Source organism: Nonomuraea sp. NPDC049028, assembly GCF_043197735.1.
Taxonomy (GTDB): Bacteria; Actinomycetota; Actinomycetes; order Streptosporangiales; family Streptosporangiaceae; genus Nonomuraea.
Genome location: NZ_JBICTR010000002.1, coordinates 573,878 through 593,299, shown reverse-complemented (window position 1 = coordinate 593,299; position 19,422 = coordinate 573,878). Strand labels below are relative to the sequence as shown.

Here is a 19,422-nt window from a genome sequence, read left to right as displayed (position 1 = left end):
GAAGGTACTCATGGATCTGCTGGTCGACTCCTTTCCCGATCTCCTCACCGGCCTGGTGATCACCCTTCTCCTCGGTGTGGTCTCCTTCATCCTGGGCAGCGTCCTCGGGGCCGCGATCGTGCTGGCGAAAATCTCCGGCAACCGCGTCCTCTCCGCCGTGGCGACCGCGTACGTCTCGGTCTTCCGCGGCACGCCGCTGCTGATCCAGATCATGATCATCTACTTCGGGCTGCCGCAGATCGGCCTGGAGATTCCGCCCATCCCGTCGGCGATCATCGCCTTCACCCTGTTCACCGCCGCCTACCTCAGTGAGAACTTCCGCGCGGGCATCCTCGGCGTCGACAAGGGACAGTGGGAGGCGGCGGCCTCGATGGCCATGCCGTACGGGAAGACGCTGCGCCGCGTCATCTTCCCCCAGGCCATCAGGATCGCCCTGCCGCCCGTGGGCAGCCGGTTCATCGCCCTGATGAAGGACACCTCCCTGGCCTCCGCGGTCACCGTGGTGGAGCTGACCAGGGTGGCCGAGGGCATCGGCACCTCCACCTTCCGCTACATGGACGCGCTGCTGATCGTCGGACTCATGTACTGGATGATCAACACCCTCCTGCAGGTCGGCCAGCAGGCTCTCGAACGCCGGATGAGAAAGGCCTACGCATGAGCAACTCAGAACCCATCGTGAGCGTGCGCGGGCTGACCAAGCGCTTCGGTGACAACGAGGTGCTCAAGGGCATCGACCTCGACGTGCGGCCGGGCGAGGTCGTGGTGGTCATGGGCCCGTCCGGCTCCGGCAAGACCACCCTGATCCGCTGCCTCAACCTGCTGGAAGAGCCCGACTCCGGCACCGTCCGCCTGTGCGGCAACCACGTCGACTGCGGCACGCGCCAGGGCGGGCGTCGCGCCAGGGCCACCCGGATCCGCGAGATCCGTCGGCATTCGGCGATGGTGTTCCAGCAGTTCAATCTCTTCCCGCACCTGACGGCGCTGCAGAACGTCATGGAAGGCCCGATCTCCGTACGGAACGTGCCCCGCGCCGAGGCGACCGAGCTCGCCCGGCGGCTGCTCGCGCTGGTGGGCCTCGGCGACAAGTGCGACTGCTACCCCGCCACGCTGTCCGGCGGTCAGAAGCAGCGCGTCGCCATCGCCCGGGCACTGGCGATGGAGCCGCAGGTCATCCTGTTCGACGAGCCCACCTCCGCGCTGGACCCCGAATTGCACGCCGAGGTCCTGCAGGTCATCCGTGACCTGGCCGGAAACGGGATGACCATGGTCATCGTGACGCACGAGACCGCCTTCGCCCGCGATGTGGCCGACCGGGTGGTGTTCATGGACGGCGGGAACGTCATCGAAGAGGCTCCCCCGCAGCGCTTCTTCACCGCGCCCGCGCATCCCCGCGTGCAGGCGTTCCTGCGCCTCATCGGCCCTTCGCACAACGGCCGCCCCTCACTCGAGAACGTGGAGCGAACATGATCGACCTCGCACGGGCCCGGGAGCTGACCCCGGGCACCGCGAACACCGTCCATCTCAACAACGCCGGAGCCTCGCTGCCCTCCACAGCCGTACTGGAAGCGACTGTCGGGCATCTGCGCCTGGAGGCGGAGATCGGCGGGTACGAGGCGGCCGACCGCGCCGCCGACCGCGTCGAGGCGGCCTACGACTCGGCCGCCCGGCTGCTGAACTGCTCCCGCGACGAGATCGCGATCGTCGACAGCGCGACCCGCGCCTGGGACCTGGCCTTCTACGCCATCCGGTTTCGCCCCGGCGACCGGATCCTCACCAGCAAGGCCGAGTACGCCAGCAACTTCATCGCCTACCTGCAGGTCGCTCGCCGCCATGGCGTGAGCGTCGAGGTGGTGCCCAACGACGGACTCGGCCAGCTCTCCGTCGACGCGCTGCGGGCGATGATGGACGAGCGCGTACGCCTCATCTCCGTCACCCACATCCCCACCAACGGCGGCCTGGTCAACCCGGCCGCGGAGATCGGCAAGATCGCGGCCGAGGCGGGCGTGCTGTACCTGCTCGACGCGTGCCAGTCGGTGGGCCATATCCCCGTCGACGTCGAGCAGATCCGCTGCGACATGCTGTCCACGACGGGGCGCAAGTACCTGCGTGCGCCCCGTGGGACTGGCCTGCTGTACGTCCGGCGGGCCGTACTCGACCAGCTCGATCCCCCCTTCCTCGATCTGCGGTCCGCCAAGTGGACGGCGCCCGGCCGGTTCGAGATCCAGCCGGGCGCCCGCAGATTCGAGAACTGGGAGTACGGCGTGGCGGGCCGGGTCGGCCTGGCGACCGCCGTCGAGGAAGCCCTCGCCTGGGGCCTGGACGACATCCGCGACAGCGTCTACCTGCTCGGCGAGACCCTGCGCGAACGGCTGGCGGCCGTTCCCGGCTGTACCGTGCGGGACGTCGGCGCCGAACGCTGCGGCATCGTGACCTTCACTCTTGACGGTGTCACGGCCGACACGATCAAGGCCTTCATGGCGGAGCGCCAAATCAATGTCAGCGTGTCGCGAGCTCCGTCAACGCTCCTCGACATGACCGACCGCGACATCTCCGAACTCGTCCGAGCGTCGGTCCACTACTACAACTCCGAGGAGGAACTGGACCTCTTATGCGAGGAACTGACCCGGCTCAGTGCATGACGTGAGACCGCCCGGGCACGCATGAAGATCCCTTCATCTGCTATGCCATCTAGTAGCGAATATTCAGCAGTTGCTAGATTTATGCAAAAGCGATGAAGGGCTCCCATGCAGACCAGCAGCCGACGATTCACCCGGACCGACGTCCTACGCCTGATCCCCCTGCTCGGCGTGGTCGCCGCTCTCCACGTCGCGGGGTTCGGGCTGTTCGCCTACTACAACGCCCAGCCCGCCTACCACAACCTGACCGACGGCCGCGGCCAGCTCGTCTTCGCCTCCGCCGCCGGGATCGTCTACCTGCTCGGCATGCGCCACGCCTTCGACGCCGACCACATCGCCGCCATCGACGACACCACCCGGCTCCTGCTGCAGAAGGGCCGGCCCTCGCAGGGCGTGGGGCTGTTCTTCTCGCTCGGCCACTCCACCGTCGTGCTGGCACTGTCGGTGGCGGTCGCGTTCGCCACGCAGGCGGCCGTGCGGTTCCAGAGCTCGTTCGCCGACATCGGTGGCATCATCGGCACGACCGTCTCAGGCACCTTCCTCTACCTGGTGGCCGGGCTGAACCTGGTCATCTTCGCCGGCATCTGGAAGATGTGGCGACAGGTACGCCAAGGTGCCTACGAACCGGAGCGGCTCGAACGCCTGCTGGCCGAACGCGGCCTGCTGAACCGCCTGCTCAAAGGCCGCTACACCCGGCTGATCAGCGCCGGCTGGCACATCTACCCGGTCGGCCTGCTGTTCGGGCTCGGCTTCGACACCGCCACCCAGGTCGGCCTGATCGGCGTCTCCGCCGGAGCGGCCGCAGGCGGTCAGCTCCCTCCGCTGGCCATCATCTCGCTGCCGTTGATCTTCGCCGCGGGCATGTCGCTGTGGGACACCCTCGACGGCGCGTTCATGGCCCACGCCTACAACTGGGCCTTCAGCAACCCGCTCCGCAAGATCTACTACAACCTCTCCACCACCGGCCTGTCCATCTTCGTCGCCTTCGCCGTCGGCACCGTCGAACTGCTCGGTATCCTCGCCGACCAACTCGGCCTGGCCGACCGTCAGCCGTGGGCCGCTCTTGCCGCCATCGACCTCAACACGATCGGGTACGGGATCGTCGGCGTCTTCCTCCTGACCTGGCTGGGCAGTGTCGCGTACTGGAAGCTCGCCAAGCTCGAACAGCGGTACGCCCAGCCGGTGACCGCCGAAACCGACCTCCGATGAACATCACGCGCGGCTTCGTCTGGCCAGGTACACGGTCAGTGACAGCATGACCAGTCCGGCCAGATACAAGCCGGCGCCCGCTGCGATCTGCCCGCCGGTCACTACCGCCTGACCTGCTGGAAGGTAGATGTCACGTCTCTGCCGCACGACCTTGCGGTCAATCGGGAGCCAGGCCTCGACCACGCCGCCCCGATAACGCATCTCCGCGTACAGGAACCACCGGCCCTCCTGGTCGGCCCGTACCTGGCCACGGCATCCACCAGGTGTCGAACCAAGCGGACCGGCTATCTCCTCTCCGGCCCGGCGAGCGACCACTCTGAGCGGCGTCATACCCCCACACCCCTCGACCGTGAGCGTCATCCCCCCAGAGCCGTCCGAGGTGCCGGTCAGCACGGCCGTAGCGACAACCTGCCCCTGTCCGGGATCGTGCGCCGAAGCAGGCTCTGGATCCAGGACGGTCAGACCGAGCGGCAGCAGCAGTGCGACGACCGCGACCGCGCCACGCATCCGGCGCTCGCCCAAGATCACGACCGCGCCGAGGGCGGCCACCACCAACGCGGGCACGAGCACGGCGTCGGGACTGACACTGCCGATGCCCAGCACGGAGGACAGGTAGGAAGTGACGGCGGCCCCCGCCGCTCCTGCCGCGTAAGCGGTCACGGGCCGCCGCCACGGCAGGTCGATCACCGCCAGCCCGACGACGGCCAGCGGAAGGTCGGGGCTGGTACGCCCGAGGGCCGGCAGCAGCGCGGTGATCACCAGCCGCGCGAGCACGTAGACGCCGACCGCTCCCGCCACGAGATGCCGGCGCGGTGCCAGCGACCGCAGCAGCACGGCCGCGTACATCGAGCAGACCAGCAGCACGGGGAAGTACAGCACCTCGGAGAACTGCGGCACGTCCGTCTCGAACTCCATCACCGACGTGACAGCGCTGCCCAGCAGCAATGCCCCGCCGGCCCACCACAGCGGTCGAGGGCTGTCCGGCCGCATGCCCGCGAGCACCCCGCCGATCAGGGCCAGTGTGCTGAACACGGTCAGCATGTGGCTCGGGCTCCACAGCACCGAATCCCGGCCGAAGGCGTCGTGCCAGAGTGCGTCGACGGGCGCGGAAGCCAGCGTGGCCACGCCGCCGACAGCGGCGATGAGCAGCGGAGGTTGTCTCAGCACGGCGATCAGCGATCGCGTACGCCACAGCGTGAGCAGACCCCAGCCTGCCACTGTCAGCCCCACGACGGCCACCGCTCCATACAGCAGCAGGTGCGGCGGTATTAGCGCGTCGTCCCTGCCGATATCGGTGTGCCAGGCATCGTCCCAATACGTGGCGAACAGCGAGATAAAGCCGGCCGCCACCACGAGGACGACCGCAGCGGGAGAAAGGCGCTGTGGCGCTCCGTCGTCCGGCATGTCATCAGTCATGCCGTCAGCCTGGCCCTGCCGCCTCCTCGATCGCTTGTACGGAGCGGCTGACCTTCACTTCCAGCTCATCCCGCGAGCCAGCACCGAGGGTGCCAGTCCGAACATGGCATGCGTCACCCGGGTCAGATGGGCGCTGTCGGTGAATCCGGCGGCATGCGCGGCATCCGTCAGCGAGCCACCTGCGCGTACGGTGTCCATCGCCGCGCGCAGCCGCGCCCACCGTACGTACGCCGTGAACGGCAACCCCCATTGCTCACTGAACAGATGCCCCAGCCTGCTCGGCGACAGGCCCACCCGCGCCGCCAGGTCGCGCAGCCGCAAAGGACCGGCGATGCCCCGCCCGACCAGCTCCATCACCTGCCGGACCACCCGATCCGGACAGGCGGCGCGCGACTCGCTCAGCAACGCCAGCGCCGCATCGGCGAACTTCTCATCAACCTGAAGCGCCAGCAGGCCGGCCACCAGGCTCTCCCCGTCGTCCTCCAGAAGAGCCGGATCGAGATAGACGGACGCTCCGAACGCGTCCTCGGCGCGCATGGCGTGCGGGACCCCGGCGGGTATCGCCACTGCCGACACGCTCCTCTCGGCTGCCCGCTCGTCGGTGAGGATGACGCGGCCGGAGCTGACGACAAGCAGTTGCACGGCGGCATGCGCGTGAGCGCGCGCGTCGCCGAGCCTGCCGATGTACACCAAAGCGCCCGGCCTCAGCCACACCGCTCCCGTCCATGACGCCATGTCTGACATGACTACGATGATAGATAGTAGGAACGGTCCAGGCGCAGCAATCCCACCAAAGGGGATTGACCACCATGAGTCGGTGAATTAAAACCAATTCACCGACTCATTCTCACGCTATGGACATCAAACCTGTGCGCCGCGAGCGGCGCGGACGACGGCGGCTGGCCACTGAGAACCCCGAGGTCCAGCGGCGGTTGCTCGCTGCCGCAGGGGAGATCATCGCCTCAGATGGCTGGCCGGCCCTACGCATCGAGGACCTCGTCCGGCGTGCCGGGCTGTCGGTCGGCACGTTCTACCTGTACTTCGACAACAAGGCCGACCTGTTCGTCCAGCTCGTCATCCAGCACACCGAACGGCTGCAGGCACGGCTGCGCGAGGCATACGACGCAGAAGGCACCGCGCAGGACCGCCTCGACCGGGCCCTGGACGCCTACCTCGACTTCGTCACCGACACCGGACCGGGCTTCCTGCACTTCCGCAACGCCGGCAACATCGAGACCACCATCGGCCCGCTGTCCACGTGGGCCTTCGAGCAACATGCGAGCGACCTGCGGCCCATCCTGGAGACGGCGATGGGTGAAGGGGCGGTCCGCCGCGACGACCCGGACCTTCTCGCGCAGGCCATGCTCGCCCTGAACCAGCACATCGCCGCCTTCTGGCTGGAGCACCCCGACCGGTACTCCCGCCGGCAGATCAAGCAGTTCCTCTCCGATTTCGTCGCCTTCGGCCTGAACGGCAACCGCTGAGCAGGCTCATACTTCCTGGCTGAAACAAGGGAGACGCACATGCGAAATCGCACCCTCGTCGTGCTGGTCAGCGCGCTCCTCCTGGTGGTGATGTCCGCGCCTGTCAGGGCCGGCGCGGCGTCGTACGAGCCCCCCGCCTGGAATCCGCCCGCCGGTCAGAACGTCACGACCGTCCGCTGGGGCCCCATCACCATTCCCGCCATGTCCGGCGGCAAGGTGGGCGAGATCAAGAACGAGATCGCGCTCGACGGCAACTGCAACCCGCTCATCGGCATCATCACCAGTTGCCGCAGCATGAAGATCGCCAAGCCGTGCGAGAACTGCTACATCACCGGCATCATGCCCGACCTCGTCTTCGCCGGGACGAACACCGGCGTCAACATGGACACCGGCGGCATGCTCCACCACGCCGTCAACGTCAACTTCAGCCGCTGGGACGCCACCTGCCCACCCGGCCTGGGAGACTCGATCAACCGACTCGGCCTGCTCCAAGGCGGCAACGAACGCTTCTTCGCGGCCGGCAACGAACGCACGCTCAACACCCTCTACACCACCGGCAACAACGGCTACTACGTCAAGGCCGGTGACAAGTGGGGTCTCATCTACGACCTGATGAACATGACCGAGCGGCCGATCACCGTCGAGTTCAAGTACACCTTCAGCTGGGTCCCGAACGCCACCCGGGTCGACCCGGTCTGGCTGGACATCGACCAGTGCGGCGACTCCGAGCGCTCCATCCCGGCCGGCTACTCCGACTCACACTGGACCACGATCGCGGCGCGCGCCGGGACCCTGGTGGCGGTCGGCGGCCACGCCCACGACCACAGCATCAGCGTGTCCCTGGAGAACGCGACCAAGAACCGCTACTTCTGCACGTCAGTCGCGGGGTACGCGCCGGACTCCATGGACGTGCCGGCAGGACCGGGAGCCGGTACGGACGGGCATCCGGCGAGCGCGAACACCGTGACCACGGACGGGCATCCCAACGCACCGCTGATGGCATACATGGGATCGGTATCGGACTTCAGCCCCTGCGAACCGGACCTGTCCTTCTCTCTCGGCGACCGGATCCGGGTGCACACCCAGTACAACGAGCCGGCCGCCTATGACAGCGCCATGGGCATCATGGTGGCGTTCGTCCGCTGGCGGTGACCAGTTGAGACCGGCCCTGGCGCTTTGGCGCGCCCGGGCCGGTCACCAACGAGCCGAGGACGGTCCGATCAAACGGCGGTCAGTTCGTAGCCCGCCTCTTCGACGGCATCGCGAACGAGGGCCTCTTCTGCGGTTCCGGCCACGGTGACCGTGCCACTGGTCAGGTCCACCTCAACGTCGGTGACCCCGTCCACCTTGGAGATCTCCGACTTCACCTTGCCCGCGCATCCGCCGCAGGTCATTCCGCTCACCTTGTACGTGCTGCTCATGACATTTCCTCCTGGTTCAGATAACTAACCCCCGAGGGGTATTTTGCATCATATACCCCCTATGGGTATAGTCCGCGACCATGAGAACGCTGAACACCGTTGCCGTCGTCGGTGCCTCCCTGGCCGGCCTGCGTGCCGTGCAGACGCTCAGGCGGGAGGGCTTCGCGGGCGACATCACCCTGATCGGCGCCGAGCGCCACCTGCCCTACAACCGCCCGCCCCTGTCCAAGAGCATGCTGAGGGGCGACGACGAGATCACCCTCCCCGGCGCCGAGGAGCTCGGCGACCAGTGGCTGAAGGGCCGCCAAGCGGTCCGCCTGGACACCTCCGACCGGCGTCTTACCTTGGACGACGGCACCGAGCTCGGCTACGACGGGCTTGTCATCGCCACGGGCGCCCGCCCGCGCCGCCTGCCCGACCACCCCGACGGCGTCCGCACCCTCCGCACCATCGACGACGCCTTGGCCCTGCGCGCCGAGCTACAGGCCGGGCACGAGCGCGTCGTGGTCATCGGCGGCGGTTTCATCGGCGGCGAGGTGGCCTCGACCGCCCGTGCCCTCGGCCTGGGCGTCACCCTCGTCGACGCCTCCCCGTACCCCATGACGAATGTCCTGGGTGCCGCGGCGGCGCGCTGGCTCGCGCGCCACCACCGCGACAACGGCGTCGAGCTGGTCAGCGACACGCGCGTGACCGGTTTCGAGAGCAACGGCCGGGTGACGGGCGTGCGGTTGGGCAACGGCCGGACGCTGCCCGCCGACCTGGTCATCGCGGGGATGGGCGTCACCCCGAACACCGCCTGGCTGGAGGGCAGCGGCCTGACGCTCAGTGACGGCGTGGTGTGCGACGAGACCCTGTACGCCGCCGACAACGTGGTGGCGGCGGGTGACGTCGCGCGCTGGCCGCACGGCCTGTTCGGCGGCGAACTCGTACGCGTCGAGCACTGGGCGAACGCCAACGACCAGGGCGCCCTCGCCGCCCTCAACCTCCTGGCCGGGCCGGAGAACGCCAAGCCGTACGCCGACCTCCCCTCCTTCGCGACCCACATGCACGGCGCCCGCATCCAGACCGCCGGGCTGCCGCACCTGGCCGGCGAGAGCCGCCTGGTAACCGGGGAGCCGGACGAGAACCGATTCGCGATCGCCTTCGCCAGGAGCGGCGTGCTCGTCGGCGCCGTCGCCGTCAATGCCCCCAAGGACCTGATCCGCCTCAAGCGCGCCACCGCCGCGGGTGACCACCTGGACGCTGTCGGGTGACCCAAGGGCGCTATCTACGATAGTCAATAGTAGTATTTGGCCATGCAACATGTGGGTCGGCGGCTGCTGTCGGCAGCCGCACTGAGCTTCGCCTTGGTCGCGTGCGGACAGGCGGCCCCGGAGCACGGCGGAACGAGCGGGTCGCCGGACCTCGGGGTCGGCCACGTCCACGGCGTCGGCGTCGATCCGGCCGATGGCGTCCTCTACGTCGCCGGGCATTACGGGCTGTTCACGGTCACCTCCTCGACCACCGTCGCCCGCGTCGCCGACCGGGACCAGGACCACATGGGCTTCACGATCACCGGCCCCAAGACCTTCCTGGCCAGCGGCCATCCCGCCGCCGAGGACGTCTCCCCGGATCGTCCGCCGCACCTCGGACTGGTCCGCTCCACCGACGCGGGGCTCACCTGGAAGACGATCTCGCAGGACGGCTCCGCCGACTTCCACTCCCTCCAACTCGCCGGCGAGAACCTGTACGCCTTCGACAGCCAGACCTCGAAGGTCTGGCGCAGCGGAGACGGCGGCGCCACCTGGACCCAGGGCACCGAAGAGAAGGTCCTCGACCTGGGCGTGAGCGCCGAGAAGCCCACCCGCCTGTACGCCACCACCCCGGAAGGACTGAAGGTGAGCGAGGACGGCGGCGTGAACTTCGTCGAGATGCCGAAGGCACCACTGCTCAGTCATGTGGACGTTCTGGCCAATGGCCTGCTGGTGGGCGCGGGGGCCGACGGCCGCATCCACACCAGCCAGGACGACGGCAAGACCTGGACCACCGTCGGCAAGCTACCCGGCCAGGCCACCGCGTTCACGGCCGTGGACCGCCGGCGACTGCTGGCCGCCCTGGAAGACGGCGCCATCCTGGAGTCCAAGGATGGCGGCAAGACCTTCACCACAGCCTTCGCCCCCGCGAACTGACCCACCGCCCGGCCCCTCTCTACGGGCCAGAGCGCGCTGTCTGACCCGAGCGGTCTTGCACCCCTTCCTCCTCCCGGTCGTCGGTGTGGGAGAAGTCGGGCAGGTCGGGGATCTCACCGAGCCGGCGCGGTCCTGCCGGCGCCGACGGTTGCCGAGCTCGAGTTCGTAGCTTGACATATACCCCCGCCTAGTATAGAAAACTCTCGATGTTAATACCCCCAGGGGGTATATAGCTTGATGGTGACTGCGGTTGCCCGGGAGGAGACGGACATGGGATTGTTCGCGATTCGCGACTACCGGCGGCTGTTCAGCGCTCAAGTCATCGCGTTGTTCGGTACCGGTCTGGCTACCGTCGCGCTGGGGCTGCTCGCGTACGAGCTCGCAGGTCCGCGCGCCGGTGCGGTTCTCGCCACCGCACTGACGATCAAGATGGTCGCGTACGTGATCGTCGCACCGCTCGCGGCCGCGTACGTCGATCGGCTGCCCAGACGTTGGTTTCTCACGATCCTCGACGCGGTGCGCGCTCTGGTGGTGATCGCGCTGCCGTTCGTCACCGAGGTGTGGCACATCTACGTCCTGATCGGGGTTCTCCAGACCGCGTCAGCGGCATTCACCCCGACGTTTCAGGCGGTCATCCCCGACATCGTGACCAAGGAGGCCGACTACACCCGCGCCCTGTCCGCATCGCAGGTGGCCTACACCATGGAGAGCCTGTTGAGCCCCGTGCTCGCGGCTGTGGCGCTCACCTTCATGTCGTTCAACCTGCTGTTCATCGGCACCTCCGTCGGGTTCGCCGTGTCCGCGCTGCTGGTCCTGTCCACGCGCATCCCCAACGCGCGCCCCAGTTCACACACGAACGCCTGGGACCGGGCCGTGGCGGGGATCCGCACCTTCGCGGCCACCCCGAGTCTGCGCGGCGTCATGGCACTGAACCTCGTAGTCGCCGCCGTCGGCTCCATCGTGGTCGTCAACACCGTGAACTACGTCCGCGACGTTCTCGGCGGAGCCCAGTCCGACGTGGCCTGGGTGCTCGCCGCGTCCGGAACGGGGACGCTGCTGGTGGCCCTCGTCCTCCCGCGCGTCCTGGACCGGGTGGCGGACCGGTTCGTGATGCTGATCGGTGCCGCCGTACTGATAGTCGCGGTCGGCGCGGCGGTCACGATGTCCGCGGCGAGCGTCGCCGCACCACTGCCGACCGGGGTGATCTGGGTAGCGATCGGCGGCGGGATGGCGCTGATCGTCACGCCGACCGGGCGGGTACTTCGCCGGGCGGTCGATCCCACCGGAATTCCCGAGGTCTTCGCCGCCCAGTTCTCGCTGTCCCACCTGGCCTGGCTGGTCACCTATCCCATCGCCGGATGGGTCGCCACGAACGCGGGCTTCACGATCACCTGGACCGTGCTGGCGGGCCTGGCGGCAGTCGGAGCTGTAACGGCACTGGCGATCTGGCCGCGCGACGAGAAGGTCGAGGTCGGAGAGCGTACGGCAGCGGCGGTCCAGCCGCGCATCAGGAAGGCCGAGGCCGGAGGCCGCGTCGCAGCGGTGGTTGCTTCCGCCAGGACCGAAGGCGCCACGCGGGAAGTCGCAGAGGCTGCGGAGGGTACTCTCGCGGCATGCCAGTGCGCCTGCGTTCGCACCGTCTGAGTTCGCCGACCAACACCGCGTAGCGGCCGGCCCGCTCTCCACCTCGCCTACGATCGTCCAGCCGGTGGCCCCACCAACCTTCCCGGAGGGTCCATCAGCGGGTCGGGAGGCAGCATGGTTTTCGGAGCAAGCGCCACGACGGAACAAACGGGTCGTCGAGTGGCAGGCTTCCTAACTATCTACGGCTTGCGCTAGTAGGGCAGTTAGACTTCGCGCCATGTGCCATGTCGATCCACGATCTCGCGGGGCCTTGCGATGAGCCCGCGTGCCGCTCTGGCGCAGCAGGTGGCGCCCAGGAGCGGCCGCGCGGGAAGGCGCCGACGTCGCTGGATACTCGTCGTGGTCGCAGCGGTCGCCGTCCTGGCTGCGGCGTATGCCGTTCCCGCGATCGCCTTGGGGGGCCAGGTGCCGTCCGGCAGCAGCATCGGCGGCGTGGACGTCGGCGGCCTGCCGGAGGCGGACGCTCGCGCCCGGCTGGAGCGTGAGCTCGGCAAGCGGGCCACCCGGCCGATGGCGCTGTCCGTGGCAGGCAAGACGACACGGCTCACCCCCGCCGAGCTCGGGCTGGGGTTCGACATCCCGGCGACACTCGAGGCGGCGCTGGCCGGCGCGGGCAGCCCGGCCGGAGTCGTCCGGTCGTTGTTCGGCGAAGACAGAGAGCTCCAGCCACGGATCACGGCCGACGAATCCCGCCTCACCACCCGACTCGCCGTTCTGGCCAAGACAATCGACCGCAAGCCTCGCGAGGGCGGCGTGCGCTACCAGGGCCTCGAACCGCAGGTGATCCCCGCCAAGTCGGGCCGCGCCCTCGACCGCGACGCCGCCGCACGGCTGCTCCGCGAGGCCTTCCTGGGAAACCGCGCTACGGTCGCGCTGCCCCTCCGCACGCTACCGCCCCGGATCTCGTCGGCCGAGGTGCGTCGCGTCGCGGGCTCCATGGCCACCACGGCGGTCGCCAGTCCGCTGACCTTGGTCAACGGCGACAGGAAAGCGAGCCTGACCCGCGCCCAGTTGGCCGCCGGGCTTCGCTTCGTCTCCGACGGCCAAGGCGGCTTGCGCCCCTCTTTCCGCAGCGGAGAGCTCCTCCCTGACTTGCAGAAACAACTCGTCCCGGCCAGCCATCAGCCCCAAGACGCCTCCTTCAAGATCGTGAAGGGCAAGCCGCGCGTCCTCCCCGCCCGTCCCGGCCGAGGCATCGACGCGAAGGCTTTCGGCGGGGCCGTCTCCGCCGCCCTGGCGGCCGGCCAGCGTGAGGTGAAGGTACCGGTGGCCGAGGCGCAGCCCCGGTTGACCACCGAGCAGGCCAGGAAGCTGGGGGTCGAGAAGAAGGTCAGCACCTTCACCACCCGCCACCCGTGTTGCGCGCCACGAGTGACCAATATCCACCGCATCGCCGACATTGTGGACGGCCATGTCGTCATGCCCGGCGAGACGTTCTCGCTCAACGGCCTGGTCGGCAAGCGCGACAAGGCGCGCGGCTTCGTCGAGGCGCCGATGATCCTGAACAACCGGTTCGTCAACGACGTCGGCGGCGGGGTGTCGCAGTTCGCCACCACGATGTTCAACGCCGTGTTCTTCGGCGGATTCCAGGACGTGCAGCATATGGCGCACCAGTACTACATCTCCCGCTATCCGGCCGGCCGCGAGTCCACCGTCTCCTATCCGCAGCCGGACTTCCGCTGGCGCAACGACTCCCCGTACGGCGTGCTGATCAAGACCTCCTACACGAGCACGTCGATCACCGTGGACTTCTGGAGCACCAAACGCTACGACGTCACCGCCCAGAGTTCGGCCCGCTACGACGTCAAGACCGCCCCCTCCCTCACCGACTCCGGCAAGGACTGCATTCCCATGGGCGGCGCGGAGGGCTTCGCGATCGATGTCTGGCGCATCTTCAAGAAAGACGGCAAGGAAGTGCGCAGGCAGAAGTTCCACACCGTCTACGCCGCCGAGCCGCGTTTGACATGCAAGTGAGCCAGGCTCTCGGACCACGTGCACGGCTTGGTTGCCGTCCCGTCGCCCCCCTCGACCGCCTGACCCTCCTTCCCGCCACAGTCTCACACGGCAATCTACGACGAAACTTCGTAGATGCCTGCCCATGCGGGATAGTCGCCACCCAGGAAAGCCGCCCGGCAGGGCGGCCACATGGGCGATCAGTCCACCATATACGCAGCTCAGCCGACTGAACAGCTCCCCTGCGGGGAATTGTGGTGTTAACCGAACTGGCACTTGTATCTACGGAAAATGCCTATAGAGTCACCTGAAACCCCGCCCCTGACACCGAGGACGTCTCGACCTCTCATACCCCCCGGAGGTTTCTGTGCATCGCCGCTTTCTGAGTCTGATCGCTACGGCAGCAGCGCTGACGGCGCTGGCCGGCTGCGGCGCCGGCACCGCGCCACCCGCCGGCGGAAAGGCCCCGGCAGCGGCGAAGAGCCTCACCATCGCCATCTCGTCCGACGAAGGCACCTTGACCCCGTTCACCAACCAGACCGGCTACCCGGGCAACAACCTGGTGAAGCTGCTCTTCGACACGCTGGTCGTCGTCCAAGGTGACGGGGTGACGCCGCTGCTGGCCAAGGAGCTGCGGACCACCGACAACAAGGTGTTCACGATGCCACTCCGCCAGGGCGTCACCTGGCACGACGGCAAACCGCTGACCGCCGAAGACGTCGCGTTCAGCGTCGACTTCTACAAGAAGCACATGGAGGGCGACTCCTCGATCGACCTACGCCCGATCGACAACGTGACCGTGTCCGGCGACACGGTCACGATGACGCTCAAAGCGCCCGACCCCGAGTTCCCGCGGCGGATCCTGGCCGACATGGCGATCCTGCCCGAACACGTGTGGTCATCGGTGGCGAAGGTCAGCGAGGCCGGGACCGACAAGGCGATCGGCACGGGTCCGTACAAGCTGACCAAGTATGACAACGCCCGCGGCTACACCCTGACGGCCAACACCTCGTACCCCATGGGCAAGGCGAAGGCCGACACCGTGAAGATCGTGGTCATTCCGGAGGAGTCAACGCAGTTCGCCGCCCTGCGGACCGGTGAAGTGCACATGTCCACCAGGATCGTCCCGCCGCAGCAGCTCTCCGCACTGGAGAAGCAGCCGAACATCGGCGTGGTGAAGGGCACCGAGTTCGCCTCTACACTGCTGGCCTTCAACACCGGCCGGGCTCCGTTCGACAAGCCCGAGGTACGCCGCGCGCTGGCCAAGGCGATCGACGTGACCGACCTGGTCAAAACCGCGCTGCTGGGTCAGGGCACGCCCGGCAACCCCGGCTTCATCCACGCGGATTCGCCCGTCAAGCCCGATCAGCTCGCTCCCCTCTACGACGTCGAGGCGGCCAAACGGGAGCTCGACGCCCTGGGCGCCAGGCCGGGCGCCGACGGGATCCGGGTGCTCGGCGGCAAGCCGATGTCGTACGAGCTGCTGGTCCAGAGCACCTCCACCGACCGGCTGCGCAGCGCGGAGCTGATCCGGGACATGCTCAAGGCGGTGGGCGTCGCGGTGAAGGTGACCGCGCTCGACCCCGACTCCCTGGACGCCAAGGTGTGGCCCGACTACGACGTGAGCAAGGGCCGCAACTATGACATGTCGATGTGGGGCTGGTCCGCGCCGGTCATGCTGAGCAGCGGATCGATCGCCCAGCTCCTCGCCTCCGATCCGGAGGACGGCTCGCTCAACGTGGTCGGGTTCAAGAACGACAAGGTGGACGAGATCATCCGGACGCTGACCTCGGCCCCCACCATGGAGGGCAGGACGGCGGCGGCCAAGCAGCTTCAGGCCCAGATCGCGGAGCAGCTGCCGTTCCTCACGCTGTACTACCGCAATGGCGCCTACGCCTTCCGCAAGGACGTCTACAGCGGCTGGACGTGGCAGAACGGCTCCGCGGCGCTCAACAAGTTCTCGCTCGTCGATTTCCAGCTCTCATGAGCTGGAGATACACGGCAGGCCGGTTCGGCGAGTACGCGGCGGTGCTCGGGGTGGCGCTCACGCTCAACTTCGCGCTGCCTCGGGCCCTGCCCGGCGGGCCGCTGAAGCTGTTCGGCAGCCCTGAGGCGCTGGCCCGGCTCACCGCCGACGAACGCGCCCAGCTCGCCACCCAGTACGGCTTCGGCAAGCCCCTGCCCGAACAGTTCCTCGACTACCTCACCGGCGTCTTCACCCTCAACCTGGGCACCTCGCTGTCCGACGGCCGCCCGGTCACCGAAGCGCTCGGTGAGGCGCTCCCCTGGACGCTGCTGCTGGTCGGCACCAGCACCGTGGTGACCGCGCTGCTCGGGGTCACCCTCGGTGTGGTGGGCGGGCTGCGCAGGCGCGAAGGCAAGGGCTCCGGCCTGCTGAGCACCGCGATCGTGCTGGACTCGCTCCCCCAGTTCTGGCTGGGCATGTTGCTCATCGTCCTGTTCGGGGTGCGGCTCCAGTGGCTGCCGACCTTCGGCGTGTCGGGAATCGAGGGTGTGACCGTCCAGGGTGTGCTGCTGCACCTGATCCTGCCGGTCAGTACGCTGACGCTGACCGGCCTCGGTTACCTGTTCCTGTACACCCGCTCTTCTCTGCTGACCGTGCTGACCAGCGAGCCCATCCAGCACGCGCAGGCCCGGGGCGTACCGTACGGGCGGCTCGTCCGGCGGCACGCGCTGCGTCCGGCGCTGCTTCCCGTGCACACGATTCTCATGATGGAGATCGGCTTCCTGGCCGCGGGCTCGATCGTGGTGGAGACGGTCTTCGCCTATCCCGGGCTCGGGCGGCTGACGTTCGGCGCGATCTCGGCCCGTGACTACCCGCTGATGCAGGGCGCGTTCCTGGTACTGACGCTGCTGGTCGTGCTCATGAACGCGCTGGCCGACGCCACGTACCCGTTCCTCGACCCCCGGGCCCGCCGATGATGTTCCTACGCGCACCACGCCGCCGGCTACTCGGAGTCCAGGGCCTGATCGGAGCAGGGATCCTCACGGTCGTCCTCGGGGTCGCCCTGTTCGGGACGACCCTTCCCGACGACGCGGGCCGGGCCCGAGTCGCGGAGCCGTACGCCCCTCCCGGGGGCGGGCTGCTCTTGGGCACGGACGACCTGGGCAGGAACCTGCTCGACCAGCTCATCGTGGGCGCGGGCACCTCGTTGAGCCTGGCGTTCATCGTCGCCGCGGCCACCACACTGCTCGCCGCGCTGGTCGGCGGCGCCGCCGGGATCGGGCCACGTTGGCTGTCGGCCACGCTGATGCGCGGCACCGACATCATGCTGGTGCTGCCCGAGCTGATCCTCTACATCCTCGCGGCGGCCTTCCTCGGCCAGTCGTTCGGCATGCGGGTGGCGATCTTGGCGCTGATTCTCTGGCCGGTCCCCGCCAGGGTGCTGCGCGCCGCCGTACTGACGGCGTGGTCACGAGGACATCTGGAGGTGGCCCGCGCCATGGGAGCGCCGCGCTGGTGGCTCCTCCTGCGGCACGGCTCCTACCTGATCGGCCCGCTGCTCATCCCCGTTTTCGTGCGTACGGCGATGCGGGCCGTCATCTACGACGCCACCCTGTCCTTCCTCGGGCTCGGCGACCCGACGGCGCCGAGCTGGGGCACCACGCTGTACTGGGTACAGACCAACGGCGTGTTCCTGTCGGACGCGTGGCTGTGGTGGGCGCTCCCGCCCGGCGCCGCGATCTCGCTCACCGTTCTCGCCCTCGCCCTCATCGGCACCGCCGTCGAGGAACGTCTCAACCCCGCGCTGAGAGAGGCCGCCCGATGACCCTGGCGCTGAAGGAGCTCACAGTCGGCTACGGCGGCCTGACCGCGGTGGACGGGATCAACCTCGACGTCGCGGACAGCGAGATCGTGGCGCTGGTGGGCGAGAGCGGCTGCGGCAAGACCTCGCTCGTCCGCGCGCTCCTCGGGCTGCTCCCCCGCACCGCCACGGTGACCGGCTCCGCCCTGCTCGACGGCGAGCACGAGCTGACCGGCCGCGTCGACTGGCGAGGCATACGCGGCAGCCAAGTGGCGATCGTGCCACAGGGCGCGATGACCGGCCTGAGCCCCGTCCACCGGATCGAAGCACAGCTCACCGAGATGCTCACCTTGCACGGCGGCCAGGCGCAGCCCGGTGACCTGCTCGAACGCGTCGGTCTCAAGCACGGCATGCTGCGCCGCTACCCACACGAACTGTCCGGCGGGCAGCGGCAGCGGGTCGCGATCGCGCTGGCCCTGGCCGGCGAGCCCCGCCTGCTGATCGCCGACGAGCCCACCACCGGGCTGGACGCGATCACCCAGCGGCAGGTCCTCGCGCTGTTGTCCGGGCTCGGCATCAGCACGCTGATCGTGTCGCACGACCTGGCCGGGCTCATGCCGTACGCGGACCGGGCCGCGGTGATGTACGCGGGACGGCTGGCCGAGGTCCGCTCCGCCGGCACGCTGTCCCGCGAGCATGCCCACCCGTACACCACCGGCCTGCTCACCGCCACACCGGTCGCCGACCGGCAGGTGCCGTGGGGCAGCATCCCCGGCTCGGCACCCGCGCTCGACCTGCTGCCGGACGGCTGCAGGTTCGCCCCGCGCTGCCCGCTCGCCACCGACCGCTGCACCTCGGAACAACCGCACCTTCGTCCGCACGGCGAGGCCCAGGTCGCCTGCCATCACCCGGACGAAGCGGCCTATCCGGTGGTACCGCGGGCCGAGCATGCCCAGGGACCGCCGGTGGTGCGCGTCAACCAGGTCCGGCACGCGTACAGGACCCGTTCAAGAACCGTGGAAGCGCTGCGCGGCGTGGACCTCGACATCCACGCCGGGGAGATCGTCGGCTTGGTCGGCGAGAGCGGATCCGGCAAGAGCACCCTGGCCAGGATCATCCTCGGCCTGCTCCACCCCTCCGAGGGCCAGGTCGAGATCTCCGGCGAAGACCTGACAGCACGGCGCGGCCGGGCGCTGCGCCGTCTCCAGCGGCGGATCGGCTTCGTGCACCAGGACCCGTACGACGCGCTCCATCCCGGCATGCGGGTCGCGAGCCTCGTAGCCGAACCGCTCGTACTGGCCGGTGTAAAAGGGGAACAACGGGTGCGGGACGCCATCACCGCTGCTGGACTGCCGGAAACCTCCGAGTTCCTCCAACGCTTCCCAGGTCAGCTGTCGGGCGGACAGCGGCAACGCGTTTCCATCGCGCGAGCACTCGCCGCCGACCCCATCCTCCTCATCGCCGACGAAGCCACCTCGATGCTGGACGTCTCCACCCGAGCAGGCATCGCCACCACGCTGCGCGCTCTGGCCACGGACCGCGGCTTGGCGGTCCTGTTCGTCACCCATGACCTCGGTGAGGCGGTGCAGTCCTGTGACCGGATCGTCGTGCTGCGCAACGGCACCGTCGTCGAGGACGGCGCCTCGGAGGACGTCTCCCGCACCCCTTCCCACCCGTACACCGTGCAGTTGCTCGAAGCGGCTCAGACATGAAAGACAAGGACG

The 19,422-nt window shown here is 68.5% G+C and carries 17 protein-coding genes; 14 read left to right on the top strand and 3 right to left on the bottom strand.

Annotation, left to right across the window (positions count from 1 at the left end):
* The first annotated feature begins 10 nt into the window (after positions 1 to 10).
* The 4 genes from ACGFJ2_RS08845 (at position 11) to ACGFJ2_RS08830 (ending at position 3,845) form a co-directional block, all read left to right on the top strand.
* A complete protein-coding gene (locus tag ACGFJ2_RS08845) occupies positions 11 to 658 on the top strand; it encodes an amino acid ABC transporter permease (protein WP_393466270.1) in 648 nt (215 codons plus the stop codon).
* On the top strand, positions 655 to 1,467 hold the full coding sequence (locus tag ACGFJ2_RS08840; RefSeq protein ID WP_393466267.1) for an amino acid ABC transporter ATP-binding protein: 813 nt from the start codon (positions 655 to 657) through the stop codon (positions 1,465 to 1,467). Before ACGFJ2_RS08845 ends, ACGFJ2_RS08840 begins: the two co-directional genes overlap by 4 nt.
* On the top strand, positions 1,464 to 2,639 hold the full coding sequence (locus ACGFJ2_RS08835; RefSeq protein WP_393466264.1) for an aminotransferase class V-fold PLP-dependent enzyme: 1,176 nt from the start codon (positions 1,464 to 1,466) through the stop codon (positions 2,637 to 2,639). The genes ACGFJ2_RS08840 and ACGFJ2_RS08835 overlap by 4 nt, the downstream gene beginning before the upstream one ends.
* A gap of 105 nt (positions 2,640 to 2,744) precedes the next feature.
* Entirely contained in the window at positions 2,745 to 3,845 is a 1,101-nt protein-coding gene (locus tag ACGFJ2_RS08830) for a HoxN/HupN/NixA family nickel/cobalt transporter (protein ID WP_393466262.1), read from the top strand.
* A gap of 3 nt (positions 3,846 to 3,848) precedes the next feature.
* On the opposite strand, the gene ACGFJ2_RS08825 is transcribed toward ACGFJ2_RS08830, so the two are convergent.
* Positions 3,849 to 5,261 carry a hypothetical protein gene (locus ACGFJ2_RS08825; protein ID WP_393466259.1) on the bottom strand — a complete coding sequence of 471 codons (1,413 nt, stop codon included), beginning with the start codon at positions 5,259 to 5,261 and terminating at the stop codon, positions 3,849 to 3,851.
* Positions 5,262 to 5,315: 54 nt separating this feature from the next.
* A complete protein-coding gene (locus tag ACGFJ2_RS08820; RefSeq protein WP_358177555.1) occupies positions 5,316 to 6,005 on the bottom strand; it encodes an AraC family transcriptional regulator in 690 nt (229 codons plus the stop codon).
* A 110-nt stretch (positions 6,006 to 6,115) separates the two neighbouring features.
* Here ACGFJ2_RS08820 and ACGFJ2_RS08815 point away from each other — a divergent pair, with 110 nt between their 5' ends.
* Together ACGFJ2_RS08815 and ACGFJ2_RS08810 are read left to right on the top strand one after the other, a co-directional pair.
* Positions 6,116 to 6,745, top strand: coding sequence for a TetR/AcrR family transcriptional regulator (locus tag ACGFJ2_RS08815; protein WP_357942290.1), 630 nt, complete (start codon positions 6,116 to 6,118; stop codon positions 6,743 to 6,745).
* Between the two features lie 39 nt (positions 6,746 to 6,784).
* Positions 6,785 to 7,897, top strand: a complete 1,113-nt coding sequence (locus ACGFJ2_RS08810) for a hypothetical protein (protein ID WP_393466255.1) — start codon at positions 6,785 to 6,787, stop codon at positions 7,895 to 7,897.
* Positions 7,898 to 7,965: 68 nt separating this feature from the next.
* Here the strand turns inward: ACGFJ2_RS08810 and ACGFJ2_RS08805 are convergent, their stop codons facing one another.
* Positions 7,966 to 8,166, bottom strand: coding sequence for a heavy metal-associated domain-containing protein (locus tag ACGFJ2_RS08805; protein ID WP_357942286.1), 201 nt, complete (start codon positions 8,164 to 8,166; stop codon positions 7,966 to 7,968).
* An 80-nt stretch (positions 8,167 to 8,246) separates the two neighbouring features.
* Here ACGFJ2_RS08805 and ACGFJ2_RS08800 point away from each other — a divergent pair, with 80 nt between their 5' ends.
* The 8 genes from ACGFJ2_RS08800 to ACGFJ2_RS08765 all read left to right on the top strand — a co-directional run bounded on the left by ACGFJ2_RS08800 (position 8,247) and on the right by ACGFJ2_RS08765 (position 19,410).
* Positions 8,247 to 9,419 carry an NAD(P)/FAD-dependent oxidoreductase gene (locus ACGFJ2_RS08800; RefSeq protein WP_393466252.1) on the top strand — a complete coding sequence of 391 codons (1,173 nt, stop codon included), beginning with the start codon at positions 8,247 to 8,249 and terminating at the stop codon, positions 9,417 to 9,419.
* Between the two features lie 42 nt (positions 9,420 to 9,461).
* A complete protein-coding gene (locus ACGFJ2_RS08795) occupies positions 9,462 to 10,334 on the top strand; it encodes a F510_1955 family glycosylhydrolase (RefSeq protein WP_393466249.1) in 873 nt (290 codons plus the stop codon).
* Between the two features lie 270 nt (positions 10,335 to 10,604).
* Positions 10,605 to 11,978: an MFS transporter gene (locus tag ACGFJ2_RS08790; RefSeq protein ID WP_357942280.1), complete on the top strand. Its 1,374-nt coding sequence runs from the start codon at positions 10,605 to 10,607 to the stop codon at positions 11,976 to 11,978.
* A gap of 255 nt (positions 11,979 to 12,233) precedes the next feature.
* The gene (locus ACGFJ2_RS08785; protein WP_393466246.1) at positions 12,234 to 13,952 is read left to right on the top strand and encodes a VanW family protein; all 1,719 of its coding nucleotides are present in this window, start codon (positions 12,234 to 12,236) and stop codon (positions 13,950 to 13,952) included.
* Positions 13,953 to 14,298: 346 nt separating this feature from the next.
* Complete coding sequence (locus ACGFJ2_RS08780) at positions 14,299 to 15,918, top strand: ABC transporter substrate-binding protein (protein ID WP_393466243.1); 1,620 nt, start codon at positions 14,299 to 14,301, stop codon at positions 15,916 to 15,918.
* The gene (locus tag ACGFJ2_RS08775) at positions 15,915 to 16,874 is read left to right on the top strand and encodes an ABC transporter permease (RefSeq protein WP_357942274.1); all 960 of its coding nucleotides are present in this window, start codon (positions 15,915 to 15,917) and stop codon (positions 16,872 to 16,874) included. Before ACGFJ2_RS08780 ends, ACGFJ2_RS08775 begins: the two co-directional genes overlap by 4 nt.
* Complete coding sequence (locus ACGFJ2_RS08770; RefSeq protein ID WP_357942271.1) at positions 16,871 to 17,722, top strand: ABC transporter permease; 852 nt, start codon at positions 16,871 to 16,873, stop codon at positions 17,720 to 17,722. Before ACGFJ2_RS08775 ends, ACGFJ2_RS08770 begins: the two co-directional genes overlap by 4 nt.
* A complete protein-coding gene (locus ACGFJ2_RS08765) occupies positions 17,719 to 19,410 on the top strand; it encodes an ABC transporter ATP-binding protein (RefSeq protein ID WP_393466239.1) in 1,692 nt (563 codons plus the stop codon). Before ACGFJ2_RS08770 ends, ACGFJ2_RS08765 begins: the two co-directional genes overlap by 4 nt.
* Positions 19,411 to 19,422 lie beyond the last annotated feature (12 nt).

Coding starts and splice junctions, on each gene's coding strand:
- ACGFJ2_RS08845 (WP_393466270.1), top strand. CDS start 11: ATGGATCTGCTGGTCGACTCCTTTCCCGATCTCCTCACCGGCCTGGTG.
- ACGFJ2_RS08840 (WP_393466267.1), top strand. CDS start 655: ATGAGCAACTCAGAACCCATCGTGAGCGTGCGCGGGCTGACCAAGCGC.
- ACGFJ2_RS08835 (WP_393466264.1), top strand. CDS start 1,464: ATGATCGACCTCGCACGGGCCCGGGAGCTGACCCCGGGCACCGCGAAC.
- ACGFJ2_RS08830 (WP_393466262.1), top strand. CDS start 2,745: ATGCAGACCAGCAGCCGACGATTCACCCGGACCGACGTCCTACGCCTG.
- ACGFJ2_RS08825 (WP_393466259.1), bottom strand. CDS start 5,261: ATGACTGATGACATGCCGGACGACGGAGCGCCACAGCGCCTTTCTCCC.
- ACGFJ2_RS08820 (WP_358177555.1), bottom strand. CDS start 6,005: ATGTCAGACATGGCGTCATGGACGGGAGCGGTGTGGCTGAGGCCGGGC.
- ACGFJ2_RS08815 (WP_357942290.1), top strand. CDS start 6,116: ATGGACATCAAACCTGTGCGCCGCGAGCGGCGCGGACGACGGCGGCTG.
- ACGFJ2_RS08810 (WP_393466255.1), top strand. CDS start 6,785: ATGCGAAATCGCACCCTCGTCGTGCTGGTCAGCGCGCTCCTCCTGGTG.
- ACGFJ2_RS08805 (WP_357942286.1), bottom strand. CDS start 8,166: ATGAGCAGCACGTACAAGGTGAGCGGAATGACCTGCGGCGGATGCGCG.
- ACGFJ2_RS08800 (WP_393466252.1), top strand. CDS start 8,247: ATGAGAACGCTGAACACCGTTGCCGTCGTCGGTGCCTCCCTGGCCGGC.
- ACGFJ2_RS08795 (WP_393466249.1), top strand. CDS start 9,462: ATGCAACATGTGGGTCGGCGGCTGCTGTCGGCAGCCGCACTGAGCTTC.
- ACGFJ2_RS08790 (WP_357942280.1), top strand. CDS start 10,605: ATGGGATTGTTCGCGATTCGCGACTACCGGCGGCTGTTCAGCGCTCAA.
- ACGFJ2_RS08785 (WP_393466246.1), top strand. CDS start 12,234: ATGAGCCCGCGTGCCGCTCTGGCGCAGCAGGTGGCGCCCAGGAGCGGC.
- ACGFJ2_RS08775 (WP_357942274.1), top strand. CDS start 15,915: ATGAGCTGGAGATACACGGCAGGCCGGTTCGGCGAGTACGCGGCGGTG.
- ACGFJ2_RS08770 (WP_357942271.1), top strand. CDS start 16,871: ATGATGTTCCTACGCGCACCACGCCGCCGGCTACTCGGAGTCCAGGGC.
- ACGFJ2_RS08765 (WP_393466239.1), top strand. CDS start 17,719: ATGACCCTGGCGCTGAAGGAGCTCACAGTCGGCTACGGCGGCCTGACC.